General features: G+C 41.5%; 14 protein-coding genes. 10 read left to right on the top strand and 4 right to left on the bottom strand.

Annotated features, from left to right (window positions below):
- Positions 1-16: 16 nt before the first annotated feature.
- Positions 17-772, bottom strand: coding sequence for a LytR/AlgR family response regulator transcription factor (locus tag CWC17_RS10930; RefSeq protein ID WP_055015540.1), 756 nt, complete (start codon positions 770-772; stop codon positions 17-19).
- Between the two features lie 242 nt (positions 773-1,014).
- Between CWC17_RS10930 and CWC17_RS10925 the strand changes: the two genes are divergently transcribed.
- Positions 1,015-3,957 (top strand): TonB-dependent receptor domain-containing protein, encoded by a 2,943-nt coding sequence (locus tag CWC17_RS10925; protein ID WP_055015541.1) that lies wholly within the window; start codon positions 1,015-1,017, stop codon positions 3,955-3,957.
- 236 nt (positions 3,958-4,193) lie between these two features.
- Here CWC17_RS10925 and CWC17_RS10920 read toward each other — a convergent pair whose 3' ends face one another.
- A complete protein-coding gene (locus CWC17_RS10920) occupies positions 4,194-4,667 on the bottom strand; it encodes a Dps family protein (protein ID WP_004585992.1) in 474 nt (157 codons plus the stop codon).
- 346 nt (positions 4,668-5,013) lie between these two features.
- Between CWC17_RS10920 and CWC17_RS10915 the strand changes: the two genes are divergently transcribed.
- Entirely contained in the window at positions 5,014-5,223 is a 210-nt protein-coding gene (locus tag CWC17_RS10915; RefSeq protein ID WP_055015542.1) for a hypothetical protein, read from the top strand.
- On the opposite strand, the gene CWC17_RS10910 is transcribed toward CWC17_RS10915, so the two are convergent.
- Together CWC17_RS10910 and CWC17_RS10905 are read right to left on the bottom strand one after the other, a co-directional pair.
- On the bottom strand, positions 5,220-5,825 hold the full coding sequence (locus tag CWC17_RS10910; protein WP_138612876.1) for a PGAP1-like alpha/beta domain-containing protein: 606 nt from the start codon (positions 5,823-5,825) through the stop codon (positions 5,220-5,222). The two genes, CWC17_RS10915 and CWC17_RS10910, sit on opposite strands and share 4 nt — an antisense overlap.
- Positions 5,826-5,842: 17 nt before the next feature.
- On the bottom strand, positions 5,843-6,379 hold the full coding sequence (locus CWC17_RS10905; protein WP_024033976.1) for a YaeQ family protein: 537 nt from the start codon (positions 6,377-6,379) through the stop codon (positions 5,843-5,845).
- Between the two features lie 91 nt (positions 6,380-6,470).
- On the opposite strand from CWC17_RS10905, the gene ylqF reads away from it, so the two are divergent.
- The 8 genes from ylqF (at position 6,471) to fusA (ending at position 16,890) form a co-directional block, all read left to right on the top strand.
- Positions 6,471-7,415: a ribosome biogenesis GTPase YlqF gene (gene ylqF / locus CWC17_RS10900; RefSeq protein ID WP_138612875.1), complete on the top strand. Its 945-nt coding sequence runs from the start codon at positions 6,471-6,473 to the stop codon at positions 7,413-7,415.
- Between the two features lie 562 nt (positions 7,416-7,977).
- Entirely contained in the window at positions 7,978-9,219 is a 1,242-nt protein-coding gene (locus CWC17_RS10895; protein WP_138612874.1) for an OprO/OprP family phosphate-selective porin, read from the top strand.
- A gap of 11 nt (positions 9,220-9,230) precedes the next feature.
- Entirely contained in the window at positions 9,231-10,202 is a 972-nt protein-coding gene (locus CWC17_RS10890; RefSeq protein ID WP_138541455.1) for a Bug family tripartite tricarboxylate transporter substrate binding protein, read from the top strand.
- A gap of 11 nt (positions 10,203-10,213) precedes the next feature.
- Positions 10,214-10,681, top strand: coding sequence for a tripartite tricarboxylate transporter TctB family protein (locus CWC17_RS10885; protein ID WP_089348972.1), 468 nt, complete (start codon positions 10,214-10,216; stop codon positions 10,679-10,681).
- A 3-nt stretch (positions 10,682-10,684) separates the two neighbouring features.
- Positions 10,685-12,229, top strand: a complete 1,545-nt coding sequence (locus tag CWC17_RS10880; protein ID WP_138612873.1) for a tripartite tricarboxylate transporter permease — start codon at positions 10,685-10,687, stop codon at positions 12,227-12,229.
- An 8-nt stretch (positions 12,230-12,237) separates the two neighbouring features.
- Entirely contained in the window at positions 12,238-13,860 is a 1,623-nt protein-coding gene (locus tag CWC17_RS10875; protein WP_138612872.1) for an ATP-binding protein, read from the top strand.
- Between the two features lie 15 nt (positions 13,861-13,875).
- On the top strand, positions 13,876-14,601 hold the full coding sequence (locus tag CWC17_RS10870) for a response regulator (protein WP_138612871.1): 726 nt from the start codon (positions 13,876-13,878) through the stop codon (positions 14,599-14,601).
- 204 nt (positions 14,602-14,805) lie between these two features.
- Positions 14,806-16,890 carry an elongation factor G gene (gene fusA / locus CWC17_RS10865; RefSeq protein ID WP_138541451.1) on the top strand — a complete coding sequence of 695 codons (2,085 nt, stop codon included), beginning with the start codon at positions 14,806-14,808 and terminating at the stop codon, positions 16,888-16,890.
- Positions 16,891-17,469: the final 579 nt, after the last annotated feature.

Below are 17,469 nucleotides of genomic sequence, written 5' to 3'. Positions count from 1 at the left end.
AAAGCCATTATAAGCTCTATGCAACGGGGCTTATAATGCTCTCTAAGCAGTTTTTGTATCTTCTTGATAAATTTAATGAGATGTTGTTTTTAAGCTTAACTTTATAGTCGCCGCTATCTGTTGGCATAAGCTCCTTAATGGCATGTTTTCTAACAAGCGTGGAGCGGTGAATGCGTATAAAACCTTCAGGCTCTAGCTGTTGTTCAATGTTTTTCATTGTTTCACGATGTAAAACAGGGGCGCTGCTGCCATTAAAGTGTAGCTCTACATAATTACCCGCGCCGTTTATCCATACAATATCGTTAATATCTATTAAACGTACTTTTCCTACATCTTTAACAACAATATGTGCAGCAATAGGTTGCTCGTTTTCATGTGCTGTTTTTAACAGGCGCTCTGCTTGTGTAGCTAATGGACATAAGTGAATAAGCTTCTCGAAACACTTTTCAAGCCTAGAGGTGGTTACATCGGTCGTTAAAAAATCGACTGCGCCGACTTCAAACGCAAAATTAGCAAACTCAGCCGACCTAGCAATTATGACCACTTTCATTGTTTTAGTCAGTTCAGTTAAGTGCACTATCTGAGTGGGATCATTTAAATTAGATAATTCGTAAAAAAGCACATTAAAACGAGTGGTATCTATTTGATCTAAACGCTGCTCGGGCAGTTGCGTTTGCGAGTCAAAATGGCGGTGAGCTTGTACTTGTTGAGCTAAGAATGTTGCAAGTTTGCTCGTGTTAACTCTAATTAGTGCATGAAAGTAAGTAATCATAGAAAATTCCATCTCTAAAGTGTGTAGTTATAAAGACCGTGTATTTAATAAAAAAATGTTAAAAAAATTCAATCTAACCTATAACAATCTGGGATAAATGCCTTCATCCCATAAATCCTGCTGCTTATACCAAACTAAACGCCAGTTAAATAATGCACATAGTGTCTTAAAATTATTCCACTTAATGTTTAATTGTTTGTAACTAGCTAGTTACAAAAATAACAATTCAGGGACATTATAGTATGAAAAAAATAAATAACTCAGGTTGTCGTACATTTAAACGATCTTCTTTGTCTTTAGCGCTTAGTGCGACAGTGCTAGCTGGCTTCTCTTTTCAAGGTGTAGCTGCAGAAGAAGACGAACTTGAAAAAATAGAACGCGTGCAAGTAACGGGTTCTCGTATTCGTTCAGCAGAGGCAATGTCATCAGCACCTATACAGGTTGTAAGTGGCGAGGCAATTGATGCATCAGGCTCTTTAAATATTCAAAACCTGTTGCTAGAAAACCCGGCATTTGGCTCTCCGGCTATTAGCCGTACTAACTCTAACTTTTCAACGGCAAGCGCGGGTGTAGCTACTGTTGATTTGCGTAACTTAGGTTCAAATCGTACTTTAGTACTTGTTAATGGTCGCCGTTACGTATCGGGTGTGCCAGGTAGCTCGGCAGTTGATTTAAATACTATACCTAGCCAATTTATTGAGCGTGTGGAAATTATGACTGGTGGTGCCTCATCAGTATATGGTTCTGATGCGGTCGCGGGTGTAGTTAACTTTGTACTCAAAGATGACTTTGAAGGCGTAGAGTTTGAAGGCCAGTACGGCGAATCAAGCGAGGGCGATGATGAATCGCGCCAGTTTTCTTTTACTTCGGGTTTAACTACAGGTGATGGCAAAGGTCAAGCCATGTTCCACTTAGGCTACTCAGACCAAGGCGCTGTGTTTTCACGCGACCGTGAGCGCTCTGCAGTAGACCAGTTTTCAGGTATTTATTTTGAAGACGATCCGGCGGCAAACCCAGGTTCTATTTTTGAAGCTGTAAATCCGTTTTTCTCATCATTTCCTCCGCAAGGGCGTTTTGATGCAGGCGATACACGCTTTACTTATGACCCAAACAACAACTTGCAAGACTCGTTTAGCACCAATGGCGGTGACGGTATAGATGCTAACGGCTTTAACCGAAGTGGTGTACGTACTATCGCTATACCTACAGAGCGCTACCTGTTCGCCTCAAATGGTAGTTATGAGCTTACTGATAAACACAGTTTCTTTTTTGAAGGGACGTACGCTTCTAGTACCACTATTTCAGAATTAGAGCCTTTCCCGTTCGCCTCAGATGACATTTATGCTAATGGTCGTGTGCCTATTGAATTTGATGTAAATGGTGAAATGCTCAGAAACGCTTTTGTACCAGATGATATTTACAATGCAGCAACAGACACTGATGGTGATGGTGCGCGTGATATCTTCTTTGCAAAACGTTTAAGTGATGTAGGTAACCGTGGTGCTCGTGCAGAGCGTGATACATTCCGCTTAGCGGTGGGCTTTCAGGGTGAAATTAACGACAGCTGGTTTTACGATACCTATTATGTGTACGGTAAAACGAAAGAGTCGCAAGTCTCTGGTGGCTTAGTAAATGTACAAAGCTTTCGCCAAGGTTTAGAGGCAGTCATTGATAGCCAAGACTTAGATGGTGACGGCATTACCGACGAAGCGATTTGTATTGATGCAACAGCGCGTGGCTTTAATTGTGCGCCAGTGAACATTTACGGATTTAATTCACTATCGCAAGGTGCAATTGATTTTGTAAGTGCACCAAGCACGCTTTCTACATCGGTAGAACAAGAAATTATTGGCGGTAACGTTTCAGGTGATTTATTTGAGCTGCCTGCAGGTATGGTAGGTATAGCAGCTGGTTTTGAGTACCGCGAAGAGTTTTCTCGCAGTGAATTTGATGCTCTACAGCAGGCAGGCTTAAATGCCGGTAATGCAATCCCTGCAACCGAAGGCTCTTTTGATGTAACTGAATACTATGTTGAGGCGAATATCCCAGTGTTAGATGCCGTAACGATGAACGCAGCAGTGCGTTTATCAGACTACTCAACAGTGGGTAATACAGAAAGCTGGAACGTAGGTGTTGATTGGGAAGTAATGGATAGCTTACGCCTTCGTGCTACCCGCGCCCGCTCTACACGTGCGCCTAATATTGATGAGTTATTTTCACCGCCTTCGCAAACCTTTCCAAGTGGTTTAAATGATCCATGTATAGGTGTTACAAACAGCGGCGGTGGCGCTGTTGGTGATGCATGTCGTGCCGATGTGGGTGTTGCAAATAATATTGCATCAAACGGGGAGTTTACCCTTAATCAATCGGATTTACAGGGCATTAGTGGTTTTAACCGTGGTAACCCAGACTTAAAAGAAGAGGTTGGTGACTCAGTGACTGTGGGTGTGGTATTTACTCCAGAGGAGTTAATTTCAGGCCTTGACGTTACCCTAGATTATTTTGACATAGAAATCACGGATGCGATTGTATCTACACCACGTCAGTTTATTTTAGACCAGTGTTACGGTGGTGGCGATGATAGTTTCTGTAGCTTTATAACTCGTCGAAGCGGTCCATCAGGTAATAACAGTGCAGGCTCGCTTGAATTTATCGATAGCGGTGTATCAAATAGTGGCGGTTTAGGTACAGAGGGTGTGGATTTAACACTAACTTACTCTGCCGATATTGGCCCAGGCGCATTTAGAACTCGCCTTGCATACACTTACTTGATTGATGGTTACACTATTCCGTTACCTGGTGCAGATAAAGATGAATTTGCTGGTGAAATTGGCGCATCTGAACACAAAGCTAACTGGAACCTAGGCTATAAGCTTGATGACTTTGACTTTAACTGGAGCATGACTTACATAGGGGCTGCTGACTTTGATGATCAATTCTTAAGTGGCTTTGGTATTCCTGCTGGTGGTGTGGGTATTGGCTCAGTAACCTACCACGATGTACAAGCAAGCTACCATATAAGTGACGCGGTAGAGCTATACGCCGGTGCTAACAACTTATTTGATAAGGAGCCTCCACGTATACTGTCAGGTGTAAGTGGCTCAAGCACAGGTACTGAAACCGACGCAGGCACATATGACCCAATCGGACAAACCTTCTACATTGGTTTTAGAAGTAAATTTTAACCTTTAATACTGTTAACAAAAGCCTCAGCCATTGCTGGGGCTTTTTAATGCAAGTGCGATAAGGGTGGGCTGGATTACTTTAAAATGGTTTACGTACCGCTTAAACCAAAAGCAACGCCACTGGTAACAGTGGCGTTGTTTAGTCAGTAGGGGAGGCTACTATAGTATTCGAATCGCAAAGAAATTTACGATTCTCCCTATTTGTAGCCCTCGCCTTTTGAGGGCTTTTTTTTGGTCTAGTCTAAGTACGCTTTTAACATCCATACTAGCTTTTCTTGCTCTGAAATATAATCACCCATTAATGACGCTGTACCTTCATCATCTGCATCACCTGCTTGAGTAAGTACTTCACGTTGCATTTTAATTAGTGTGCTGTAGCCAGCTAATAGGTTTTCTACGGCTGCGGTACCATCGCTAATGTTTTTAGCTTCTTTAATTTCACTTACTTCTAAGTAATCTGAAAACGCATGTAATGGTGCGCCGTCTAACGTTAAAATACGTTCAGCAATTTCATCTACTTTTTCAAGCAGAAGGTTGTAAATCTCTTCAAATTTAATATGTAATTCAAAAAAGTTACGGCCTTTAATATTCCAATGAAAACCGCGCGCATTCATGTATTGAATTTGGTAGCTGCTCAATAATGTATTGAGTGACTTAACAATATCTTCGCTTTTTGCGCTGTTTAAACCAATTGCATTTACCTGTGACATACCTTGCTCCTTGATGAACCGTTTATTTATGAACTGATGAACATTATTGCTTAGTGCTGTTAATTAGTAAAATCGTTTAAACTACTCGGTGTAATAGGTTTTAACTATTAGTAACGTAAAGCACAACAAATGACACATACAATATAGATGGGACGAATTTATTAAAATTCTACCCCTTAGCAATAAAATAAAGACAAAACATGGATAAATTATGATCTAAAACAAGTTTTCTACAAGGTTGAATATTGGCTATTTGATGTATTGATCTAAATCAGTAAATGCCTGTGGCTGTAGCGCATAATTCTCTTGAGCTAAATAAATATTTTAAATTTATTGGAGAGCAATTATGGATGCAAAAACAGTAAAACAAAATAAAGCAGAATTAATAGTGGTAGGTATAGCCGTTATAGCCTTTGTGTTAGGGCTGGTGGCGCACTTGGCTGGCGCAAGCTTTGCTAATGCTGACACGTTTGGTTACATTGCCGCGCCAATGCCACTTATTTTAGGGGTAATATTTTTAATCAGTTATAAAATAGCAGAAGCGGGAGAAGGCTAGGCTGCTTCGTTAAGGCACTTAATAATGTATTCAAGCACTTGGCGAGAGTAAATCATACTGGTGTGGCTTAAATGAAATACTTTATGCTCAGCCATGCCTTTAAGCTTGGTTTCATCAAGTAGTACAGTGCCGTCTGATTGGCTGCCTTTTACAATTAACGGCATTAAGCCAATGGGCAAATCGCCAGCAATACTGTAAAGCTTGGCCTTAAACGGCCAATTACCATTTTTGGTGAGTAAAAATTCAACGCTGTTTTTTAAAAAGGTTTCAAACCCTTTTTGCTTCATTTTTTTCGCTATGTGGCTGCCTTGGTGAGGCGTGCCGAGTGTAATTACTTTAGTGACGCACTGGCTCGCTTGCGAGCCTGCCTCTAAATAAGCGCGCGCAATTAAACCGCCCATAGAGTGGCATACCAATGCAGAAGTCTCATCACCAATAAACTCATCAATTTGTTTAAATATGGTGCTTAAATTAGGGTCGAGCGTATTGTAAGTGAGATTAAGTACTTTAACGCCAGACTGTTCAAGACGAGAGCACAGCGGGCGCATAACAAAGCCCGACATATAAAGGCCGTGTAATACAATAACGTGGTTTATTTTCATACGCCCTTACCTACAATTTACATTAACTGTTGTGGTTTTATTTCAATATTAGCCGTATCAGAACTAACCCACACATCACCATCTTGAACGGTAATGGTAAGTTTTATATTGCGGTCTGCTAAATCTGCAAGTGCCTGAGTAGCGGCGTAATCAAGGCTAAAAATACTTAAGTTTTTAAAATCGTACAACTTAGGTTGATGTTTTTGCCACCAAATAGCTTGGTTGTTTTCGCCATAGGTATAAAGCACTACTTTTTTAGCTTTATTACAGGCTTTTTTAAGGCGCTTTTCATCTGGCAAACCCAGCTCAATCCACAGCTCTATTTCTTCACTGTAGTTTACATGCCACAGCTCAGGTTCATCGTCGGCACTTAAGCCTTTGGTAAATTCTAAGCCATCACAACTGTTTAGTGCATAGGCTAATAAGCGAATCATCAAGCGTTGCTCGGTTTCAGAGGGATGCTGTGCCAACGTTAAATTAAAGTCTTGGTACACGTGGCGGTCCATATCGCTTAACGATAATTGCGCTTTAATAATGGTAGATTTAAGAGCCATAATATCTAATCTAAAAAAATTTGCGCCAGTATAGCGCAATTAAATGAATTGCCAGTTAAAATAGCGTCAAATTATACGTTAGGAGTTAAAAATGGCTATCCAGTGGTTCCCTGGGCACATGAATAAAGCCCGTAATGAGATTAAAGAAATAATGCCGCAAATGGATGTGATCATTGAAGTGCTTGATGCACGCATTCCTTACAGTAGTGAAAACCCGATGGTAACCACGCTTCGTGAAGGCAAGCCGGTCATCAAAATTTTAAATAAGGCTGATTTAGCCGACCCTAAAATGACCCAAGCGTGGAAAGACTATTTTGAGCAAGAAAGTGGCGTTAAAGCCATTGCGTTTGGTCATGATAAAGCCGCTGAGGTGCACCGCATTAATGAGCTGTGTAAAAAATTGGTGCCACACAAAGTAGGTGCTGATAAGCAAATTAAAGCCATGATCATGGGTATTCCAAATGTAGGTAAATCGACATTAATTAATGTATTAGCCGGCCGTATAGTGGCAAAAACAGGGAATGAACCTGCGGTTACCAAGGCGCAGCAGCGCATTAAGCTTGAAGACGGCATTATGCTTTACGATACGCCAGGCATGCTTTGGCCAAAAGTAGAAAACGAGAACTCGGGTTATCGTTTAGGTGCCACCGGTGCAATACGTGATACAGCGCTTGAATACGAAGATGTGGCAAGCTATACGGCAGAATATTTATTGAAAGCCTATCCTGAACTTTTAAAAGCACGCTACAAAATTGATGAATTGCCAGAAAGTGATTGGGCATTTGTTGAAATGGCGGGTAAAAAACGCGGCTGCATTCGTGGTGGTAACCAAATAGACACTTACAAAATGTCTGAAATACTCATAAATGAACTTCGTGATGGCATTATTGGCCGCATCACCATGGAAACCCCTGCCATGCGTGAAGAAGAAGAAACAATGGTTGCCGGTCTTCGCGCCGCGGCAGAAGCTAAAAAAGCCGCTAAAGAAGAAGAGAAAAAACAGCGCCGTGCACGTGCACGCAAAAACCGCCGTTAATGGATTAATTTATGTGAGCATGTTGCTCACTAAATTACAGACATAAAAAAAGCCCGTAAGGGCTTTTTTAGTTTCATATCTACCGTCACCGATATGAGCAATGTAGCAAGTAAAATAGTAGGGCGGTTACTCATCATCAACATCAAGGGGCGTTGCGGTTCATAACAAGTAACCATAGCTGTTTACGTGCGCCACACGTTGTTTCAGGGTCGAGAAACAAATTAGTTCATTCCGTCACAAGAGGGTATGCATTCCCGCCTTGTTGATATTGATTATCAGTTAGATCTAATAAACTGTCAACACCCAAATGCAAATAATTCTTATTTTATTTCGTGCGTTTTTTATTCAGGTTCTGAGCGAGTGGTTAACGCAGGCTAGTTTTTTATTTTTGTTCATTTTGTTCATGGTTTTAATGAGCAAAAAGCACTTAACGATCATCAATGCACCTTTCCCTCAAAATATTTCGTTAATTTCCCGTTAACAATAAGCTGCGCGTTAGATAGCAGTTTGTCGTCGCATATCTACCTGACAATAAATACACAAACACAGCGTGGAGAAAATAATGAAAGCAAGTAACACACAGCTCGCTTTGGCAATTACAGCAGCATTAGTTAGCACATCTGCTTTAGCCGATAACGATACTCAAAAACTACAAGCGCAATTAGATGCATTGCAAAAAGAAGTTAACGCTTTAAAAACATCAAGTAGCTTTAATTTGGAGTTTGGAGGGCGAGTACAGCTTGATTACAACTATTTTGAAGGTGCCTATAACGCAGATAATGATGGCTCAGGCGGGAGCGATTTTTTCCCTCGCCGTATTCGTACCTACGTAGAGAGTGAGCATGGTAACTGGGATCACAAATTACTTTTAGAATTTGGCGAAGGTGATGCCGAAATTGTACTTGCACGTGTACGTTATGCATTTGAAAACGGCCTTAAAATTAAAGCCGGTAAAATCCGCGAAGACATGTCGCTAAACGCACTTACTAGCTCAAAACATATTAATACTATTGAGCGTAGTGCTGTTGCCAATACTTTCTCGCCTTTTTTTCGTTGGGGCGTATCTGCTTATCAATACTTTAAAGACTCAGGCTTTCGTTATGCCATTGGGGTTTATAAAAATGATGCCTTTGGTGCAACGGGTAATGATGAAAACGACCGCCTAACGCTTGCTATTACAGGGCGTGCTACGTGGTCGAGTACAGCACCTGGCGACGTAATTCATTTAGGTGCGTGGCATTCGTACCGCGATATGGGCGGCAATGAACTGGGAGCGCGTTTTGCCCGTGGTGAAGTACGTGAAACTAATGTACGCCTAGTTAATTATGCTGCAGGCGGGGCAACAGTCGCACTGGATAGCTTATCGCAGTCGGGGCTTGAATTTGCTTTTCAGGCTGACTCTTTAACATTAGAGGCCGAGTACGCAAGCCGCGCATTAGATGCACTTGATAGTAGCGATGATTTAGATGCAGAGCGTTTTGACGGCTTTCATGTCTCAGCAAGTTACTTTTTAGGGGGGGAGCAACGACAGTACAAAGCAGGTTCAGCTCTGTTTGTACAACCTAAAAATATAAAAAATGCATGGGAGCTTGTTGCGCGTGTTTCACAGATGGATGCAACGAGTAAAAACCAAGGCAGTGAAGTAACCACTTTCACACTAGGAACAAGTTATTACGTCAGTAGCGACATTAAATTTATGGGCAACCTTATCTACAGCGATGTAGAGGGCCCAGGCACCGCTGCGCTTGTAGGTGATGAAGACTCTGGTATGGGCTTTAGTGCACGTATGCAGTATTTATTTTAAGGAGACACATAATGAAATTATTTAAGTCAGTTAAAACAACATTACTAGCGGCATCATTAGTACTAAGCAGCCCCATGGCAATGGCTGATATCCACTTTTTAGTACCAGCAGGCCCTGGAGGCGGTTGGGATACAACAGCACGTGGAGTAGGTGAAGGTTTAGTAAAGGCAGGCATCGACAACAATGCGTCTTTTCAAAATATGTCTGGTGGCGGCGGTGGGCGAGCAATTGCCTACTTAATAGAATCAGGTACTAAAAAAGGCGATATTTTAATGGTTAATTCAACGCCTATAGTGTTGCGAGCCTTAACCGGAAAGATTCCTTACAGTTACCGAGATTTAACGCCAGTGGCAAGTATGATTGCTGATTTTGGTGCATTTGTAGTACGTAACGATTCGCCTTATAAAACATGGCAAGATGTCATTAAAGCACTTAAAGAAGACCCAAGCTCTATTAAAGTAGCTGGTGGCTCAGCTCGTGGCAGCATGGATCATTTAGTTGCTGCACAAGCGGCTAAAGCGGGCGGTGTTGACGGTCGCAGAATTCGTTATATTCCATATGATGGCGGTGGCAAAGCAAAAGCAGGCCTACTCTCTGGTGAGGTTAACTTGCTTTCGACTGGTTTAAGCGAAGCATTAGAAGTTGCCAATGGCGGACAGGCTCGTGTGTTGGCCGTTACATCGCCAGAGGCTTTAACTGATTACCCACAAATACCAACGTTAAAGTCGATGGGTTACGATATGGAATTTGTTAATTGGCGTGGTTTTTTTGCAGCCCCTAACTTACCTGCCGATAAATTAGCTCAATACACTGAAAAACTTCGTAAATTACAATCAACCCCTGAGTGGGAAACCGTTCGTGCACGAAATGGCTGGTTAAATCTTTTTCAGGCAAAAGATGAGTTTATTAAGTCTCTCGAAAAACAAGAAGCGCAGCTTAAAGTGGTTATGCAAGAGCTTGGCTTTATTCGTAAAGCGGATTAATCGAGGTTTTTATGATGAATCGTGAACTACTAGGGCCAAGTTTATTCTTGGCGCTATTTACTCTTTACGCCGTGGTGGCGTGGCAAATTCCACTATTGCCATTTGAAGAATACGAAACGGTTACTTCTGCTACGTTACCAAAAGTGTACGCTGCGTTTGGTATTGTGGTGTGCTTGCTTTCTATTGGTTCCACTTTACTTAAGCCAAACGAAAAAGCAGCAGAAAACCAGCCATTAGAAAAGTCGCATGTTGTACGCACTTTAGGCCTATTAGTTTTAATGGTGATTTATAGTGCGATGTTAGAGCCTGTGGGCTTTTTAATATCTACAAGCGCTTTTTTATTAGCAGGTTTTTTTGTAATGGGTGAAAGGCGCAAGAAAATTTTATTATTTGCCTCTATTCCTGTTGCTGTGGTGTTTTGGTTTTTGATGACTCAAGTATTAGGTATTTACTTGGTTCCGGGCGATTTGTGGAGTTAAGTTATGTTTGATGGAATTATGCTTGGTTTGTCGACCGTGCTCGACTTTAATAATTTAATGTACGTGATAGCTGGCTGTTTGGTGGGTACGTTTATTGGTATGTTACCTGGGCTTGGGCCTATAACTGCAATTGCTCTGATGATCCCTATTACTTATAGCATAGGCGCTGATTCGGGTATGATTTTAATGGCCGGTGTTTATTATGGCGCAATTTTTGGCGGCTCTACATCATCTATTTTAATTAATGCGCCGGGGGTGGCGGGTACGGTGGCTTCATCTTTTGACGGCTACCCACTAGCAAAGCAAGGTCATGCAGGTAAAGCTTTGGCTATTGCTGCTTATTCTTCCTTTATAGGCGGAACAATAGGCGCAATATTACTTATGGTTGCCGCGCCTTTATTAGCAAAGGTGTCGTTGAGTTTTCAGTCTCCTGATTATGTTGTACTTATGTTTTTAGGTTTAACGGCCATTGCTGCATTTTCAAATAAAGGCCAGTTTTTAAAAGCAATGATGATGACCGTATTTGGTTTAATGCTGGCAACGGTAGGTATAGACCCTTCATCGGGCACTGAGCGCTTTACCTTTGGCCAAGCCGACTTACTTGATGGCATTAGCTTTTTATTAATTGCAATGGCAACGTTTGCCCTTGCCGAGGCATTAATTAATGTTGTTAAGCCAGAGAAAAAAGATGCCAAAAGCCTTAATGATTCAGACACTCCACAAATTGGCTCAACTAAATTAACAAAAGACGAAGTTAAAGATATGGCACCGGTTGTAGGCCGTTCGTCATTCTTAGGGTTTATTGTTGGTGTTTTACCTGGCGCCGGCGCCACTATTGCTAGCTTTATGGCGTATGCGACTGAGCGAAATTTGGCACCTAAAGGCCTAAAAGAAAAATTTGGTAAGGGCTCTTTGCGTGGCTTAGCCGCTCCTGAATCTGCAAATAATGCTGCGTGTACAGGCTCGTTTGTTCCTTTGCTAACTTTAGGTATTCCAGGCTCTGGAACTACGGCTATTATGCTTGGAGCACTAATCGCTTACGGCATTCAGCCAGGCCCTATGCTTATGCAAGAAAACCCTAGTGTGTTTTGGTCTGTAATTGTAAGCATGTATTTTGGCAATATTGTTTTATTAATTTTAAACCTGCCACTCATTCCTTATTTCGCAAAAGTATTGGCAATGCCAAAGTCGGTATTAACCATTATGATTTTGTTCTTTAGCTTAATTGGTGTGTACTTGGTGTCGTTTAACACATTCGACTTATTTATGATGGTTGGCGTTGCTTTGGTTGCGTTAGTATTGCGCCTATTGGCCTTTCCAATGGCACCGTTGTTACTGGGCTTTATTTTAGGAGACATGATTGAGCGTAACTTTCGTCGCTCAATGATGATTTCTGATGGCTCTTTAAGCTTTTTATGGGACAGACCACTCACGTTAGGTATTTTTATACTGTCTATTTTAGTGCTGTTGTTTCCTTTAAAGGATTACTTAAAGCAGCGCCGTGCAGATAAAACAGCGTCTAAGTTACAGCAAGAGCAAGCTCAATAGAGAGATAAATGATCAACACCAACAAGCTAAACCCTTTGCAAAGCATGGTCAAAAAACCTAAACGATTAGAAACACGTTTAATTATTTGGGTAACAGGGCTATGTGTTTTACAAGCAATATTGTTTGGGGCGTTGGTGTATCAGCTTACAGCGCAAAGCTTACATAACCACATAGGTGATAAAGCACTGGCTGTAGCTAATAGTATTGCAACACGTATAGATGTAATAAATGCGTTAGAGGTAAAAGATGACTTATCAGTGCTTAACTCGCAAATAGAGACTCTTACAGAGCTCACCGGTGCTGACTTTATTGTAGTTGGCGATATTAATGCGCTGCGCATTATACACCCTGATGAGCACAAAATTGGCAAACCTATGGTTGGGGGGGATAGCAAAAACGCCCTTAATGGCGAGCGCTATATATCGGTTGCGCATGGCAGTATGGGGGAGTCTATTCGTGGAAAAGTGCCCGTATATAATGCTAAGAATGAAATTATAGGCTTAGTGTCTGTTGGCTTTTTAGTGCAATCAATTAATCCGCTTATTTTATCACGCAGTGCTGAAATACTTATTTGGGGACTGCTGCTTGTTGGCTTGAGTATTGTAGCGGCTGTTTATATTGGGCAGCGAGTACGTAACGCAATATTTGGTTTACAACCTGATGAAATAGGAAGGTTATTTTCAGAGCAGGATGCTATTTTAAATACGGTTCGTAGCGGTATTATTGCACTTGAACCCGATGGAAAAGTCCGAAAGTTAAACCAACGTGCCTGCGAAATTCTTGATAAACCAACATCTACAATTAATCAAAGCATCACCCTTGAAGACCTACTACCAGAACATGCTGAATTTTTACTGCGAAATCAAAGCCGTAAAATTGTTGGGTTTGAGCTATTTGCAGCTGATAAACGGATTATTTTGTCGCGCTTTTCTTTACAAGTTCAGGGGCAGGCCGATGGTATTTTACTCAGTATGCGCCCATCTGATGAGCTAGAATATTTAAGCCAGCAGCTAACAAAAGTACAAGCATTTGCTGAACTACTACGAGTGCAAACCCATGATTACTCAAATAAACTAAACCTGATTGGGGCTTTGGTGCAAATGGGTAAAAATGAGCAAGCAATTGAACTTATAGGCCAAGAGAGCCAAGGCTCTCAAGCGCAAATTCATAACTTACTTGAACGAATTCAAGACCCTGTACTAGCCGGTTTGCTAGTAGGTAAATACCATAAAGCACGAGAGCTTAATGTTACATTAGCGCTAAACCCTGATAGCCTGCTAGGCGTTATAGCGCGCAAAGATATGCTCGAAAGGGTAGTCTCCATTTTAGGCAACTTAATAGATAACGCCATTGAAGCAGCGATTAGAGCTTCAGATACTCGCGACCCGGTGGTAAGAGTGACCGTGGATGAAACCAGTCAGACTTTATTGTTTGATGTAGAAGATACCGGGTTTGGCTTAGGTTCAGACCATGAGGTTATTTTTACGCCACAATTTAGCTCTAAATCTGGGGCGCAACATGGTATTGGTTTGTATTTGGTTAAAACCAATTTAGACTCGTGCCGTGGTAGTTTAGAAATAGGTGAGTCTGATTTACTAGGGGCGCGCTTAAGTGTTTATATTCCAAAATAATAAGAGTAAATAAGCATGACCTATTCTGTAATTATAATTGAAGACGAAGTTGAAGTAGCGCAGCTTATTGCGCAGTATTTATTGCTGCCAGGCGGTGCTGCGGGAAGTCAAATTGCAAAGCAGAGCTTGCGCCAAGCACAGTATCAGGTGGTTGGTATTGCAGGTAATTTAAGTACTGCAACAGCCTTGTTACAAGCCATAGAGGCTGATCTTATTTTGCTCGACATACACCTGCCTGATGGTAACGGACTGGATTTACTATCGGATTTACGCCGCCGTGAAATTAAAAGTGAAGTAATGCTGCTAACGGCGGCTAAAGAAGTCGAAACGCTTGAAAAAGCAATGCAGCTAGGTGCCTGCGACTTTTTAGTTAAACCGTTAATGTTAAACCGCTTAGATCAAGCGTTAGCGCGTTTTGAAACGCGCCAGCAATGTTTTTCTGATGCGAACGAAGTAACCCAGTCTATGGTCGACTCTTTGTTTGGCTCTAAAGAGCAAAATAAACCAACAGTTAGGTTACCAAAAGGGGTTGATCAGCTTACCTTACAGAAAATTCATGATGCATTTGTACAACATGACGCCAGTGCCTTTACTGCTCAACAAATGGGCGATTTAGTTGGGGTGAGTCGTTCAACTGCTAGGCGCTATTTAGAGTTTTTACTAGAGTCTGATAAGCTAAGTGCTGATCAAAGCTACGGCAGTATTGGTCGACCGGAGCGTTGCTACAAAATAATTAAGTAACTTTCTAAATCAAGATTACAGGAATAAAACATAATAGTTTTAGTGGTTTATTTAATAATCAGTGCTATTTAACCAGTGCTGAATGTAAATCTAGAAAAATTTTATTGAATTGATTGCATTTTAAGCGACTTGTATGGTGATGTTCGCTTTAAGTAATGCTATACTCCCGCCGAATAATTTATCGACTTTATTAAGAGTAAAATAATGGCAGATTTATCGAAGTACAGAAACATTGGTATTTTCGCGCACGTTGATGCGGGTAAAACCACTACTACTGAGCGTATCCTGAAGCTTACAGGTACTATCCATAAAACAGGTGAGGTTCATGATGGTGAATCTACTACTGACTTCATGGATCAAGAAGCTGAGCGCGGTATTACTATCCAGTCTGCGGCAGTAAGCTGTTTCTGGAAAGATCACCGTTTCAACGTTATCGATACTCCTGGACACGTTGACTTCACCGTTGAAGTTTACCGTTCACTTAAAGTATTAGACGGCGGTGTTGGTGTATTCTGTGGTTCTGGTGGTGTTGAGCCACAATCAGAAACTAACTGGCGTTACGCTAACGAATCAGAAGTTGCACGTATTATCTTCGTAAACAAATTAGACCGTATGGGCGCTGATTTTTACCGTGTAACTGAGCAAGTACGTAAAGTACTTGGTGCTGTACCACTAATCATGACTTTACCAATCGGTATTGAAGACGATTTCGTGGGTGTTGTAGACGTGCTTACTAAAAAAGCATACATCTGGGATGAGACTGGTCTTCCTGAAAACTACGAAATCACAGACGTTCCTGCAGACATGGTAGAAAAAACAGATGAATACCATGAAATGCTTATCGAAACTGCTGTAGAGCAAGACGATGATCTAATGGAAGCGTACATGGAAGGTGAAGTACCTTCTTTAGAAGATATCAAACGTTGTATCCGTAAAGGTACTCGTGACCTTGCTTTCTTCCCTACATTCTGTGGTTCTGCATTCAAAAACAAAGGTATGCAACTAGTACTTGACGCTGTTGTTGATTACTTACCGTCTCCTACAGAAGTTGATCCTCAACCTCTTATGGATGAAGAAGGCGTAGAAACAGGTAATCACGCAATCGTATCTGCTGATGAAACGTTTAAAGCGTTAGCATTTAAGATTATGGATGACCGTTTTGGTGCATTAACATTCGTACGTATTTACTCAGGTAAACTTAACAAGGGTGACACTATCCTTAACTCGTTTACTGGTAAAACAGAGCGTGTTGGCCGTATGGTTGAGATGCAAGCAGATGAGCGTAAAGAGTTAACTTCAGCGCAAGCTGGTGACATCATTGCAATCGTAGGCATGAAAAACGTACAAACTGGTCATACGCTATGTGATCCGAAAGACAAAGTAACACTAGAGCCAATGGTATTCCCAACGCCAGTAATCTCGATTGCTGTACAGCCTAAAGATAAAGGCGGTAATGAGAAAATGGGTATTGCTATCGGTAAAATGGTTGCAGAAGATCCGTCTTTCCAAGTTGAGACTGATGAAGATTCAGGCGAAACTATCCTTAAAGGTATGGGTGAGCTTCACTTAGATATCAAAGTAGATATCCTTAAGCGTACTTACGGCGTAGACCTTGTTGTTGGTCAACCACAGGTTGCTTACCGTGAAACTATCACTCGTGAAATCGAAGATAGCTACACGCATAAGAAACAATCTGGTGGTTCTGGTCAGTTCGGTAAAATTGATTACCGCATCAAGCCAGGCGAAGCGAATTCAGGCTTCACGTTCACTTCATCAGTTGTTGGTGGTAACGTACCTAAAGAATTCTGGCCTGCAGTTGAGAAAGGCTTTAAGTCAATGATGGACGAAGGTGTTCTAGCTGGCTTCCCAGTACTTGACGTTGAAGTTGAGCTTTTCGACGGTGGCTTCCACGCGGTGGATTCATCTGCAATCGCATTCGAAATCGCTGCTAAAGGCGCTTTCCGTCAATCGATCCCTAAAGCCGGCGCACAACTTCTTGAGCCAATCATGAAAGTTGACGTGTTCACTCCGGAAGATCACGTTGGTGACGTAATCGGTGACCTTAACCGTCGTCGTGGTATGCTAAGCGACCAAGAAGCTGGTTTAACAGGCGTTCGTATTAAAGCAGACGTTCCGTTATCAGAAATGTTCGGTTACATCGGTTCACTACGTACAATGACATCTGGTCGTGGTCAGTTCTCTATGGAGTTCTCACACTACGCAGCTTGTCCACAAAACGTTGCTGACACTGTAATCGCTGCAGAAAAAGAGAAAAAAGCAGCTAAGTAATTAGTTCTGTAACTCTTTAAAAAAACCCGCACATGTTGCGGGTTTTTTATTGCCTGCGATTTAATTACTCACTGAGTTATACCAATCTGCAATAATATTTAATCATTTAGGGACTAAAAGTGTCGCTACCTGCGTTAGAACATTCTCCTTTAGAACAACTAAATAGCGGGTTTTTTGCCTAGCTATCCACTCATTTATCTATCTTCAAAATAGATCACTTAATTAAGCGGGCTGGTGTTGGCGATTTCTATAGCAGTAATATTTATAATGACAGTTTAAATAAAGGGTTGTTTAAAATAATGCGCTTTAAATGGCCTAATTAAAGCTGCAGTGCTAGCGGCTTAGTTTCGCAAAGAGTGCGCAAGAGCGGCTACTTGATGCAGTAAATTATACGTGGATTAGTTATGCGCAGTTATAATACCAATTCGCAATAATATATAATCATTTTGCGGGGCTAAACGTGTCGCTATCTGCGTTAAAAAATTCTCATTTAGAACAACTAAATAGCGAATTTTTTGCCTTACTATCAAAACGTTTTTCCATCCTCAAAAGAGATCACTTACTTATGCGGGTTGGTAT

Source organism: Pseudoalteromonas sp. S3785 (genome assembly GCF_005887365.1).
Taxonomy (GTDB): domain Bacteria; phylum Pseudomonadota; class Gammaproteobacteria; order Enterobacterales; family Alteromonadaceae; genus Pseudoalteromonas.
Note: the sequence above shows the minus strand (reverse complement) of the source record. Positions and strands in the feature narration are given on the sequence as shown.

Coding starts and splice junctions, on each gene's coding strand:
- CWC17_RS10885 (WP_089348972.1), top strand. CDS start 10,214: ATGATGAATCGTGAACTACTAGGGCCAAGTTTATTCTTGGCGCTATTT.
- CWC17_RS10915 (WP_055015542.1), top strand. CDS start 5,014: ATGGATGCAAAAACAGTAAAACAAAATAAAGCAGAATTAATAGTGGTA.
- CWC17_RS10875 (WP_138612872.1), top strand. CDS start 12,238: ATGATCAACACCAACAAGCTAAACCCTTTGCAAAGCATGGTCAAAAAA.
- CWC17_RS10870 (WP_138612871.1), top strand. CDS start 13,876: ATGACCTATTCTGTAATTATAATTGAAGACGAAGTTGAAGTAGCGCAG.
- ylqF (WP_138612875.1), top strand. CDS start 6,471: ATGGCTATCCAGTGGTTCCCTGGGCACATGAATAAAGCCCGTAATGAG.
- CWC17_RS10905 (WP_024033976.1), bottom strand. CDS start 6,379: ATGGCTCTTAAATCTACCATTATTAAAGCGCAATTATCGTTAAGCGAT.
- fusA (WP_138541451.1), top strand. CDS start 14,806: ATGGCAGATTTATCGAAGTACAGAAACATTGGTATTTTCGCGCACGTT.
- CWC17_RS10910 (WP_138612876.1), bottom strand. CDS start 5,825: ATGAAAATAAACCACGTTATTGTATTACACGGCCTTTATATGTCGGGC.
- CWC17_RS10880 (WP_138612873.1), top strand. CDS start 10,685: ATGTTTGATGGAATTATGCTTGGTTTGTCGACCGTGCTCGACTTTAAT.
- CWC17_RS10920 (WP_004585992.1), bottom strand. CDS start 4,667: ATGTCACAGGTAAATGCAATTGGTTTAAACAGCGCAAAAAGCGAAGAT.
- CWC17_RS10895 (WP_138612874.1), top strand. CDS start 7,978: ATGAAAGCAAGTAACACACAGCTCGCTTTGGCAATTACAGCAGCATTA.
- CWC17_RS10890 (WP_138541455.1), top strand. CDS start 9,231: ATGAAATTATTTAAGTCAGTTAAAACAACATTACTAGCGGCATCATTA.
- CWC17_RS10930 (WP_055015540.1), bottom strand. CDS start 772: ATGATTACTTACTTTCATGCACTAATTAGAGTTAACACGAGCAAACTT.
- CWC17_RS10925 (WP_055015541.1), top strand. CDS start 1,015: ATGAAAAAAATAAATAACTCAGGTTGTCGTACATTTAAACGATCTTCT.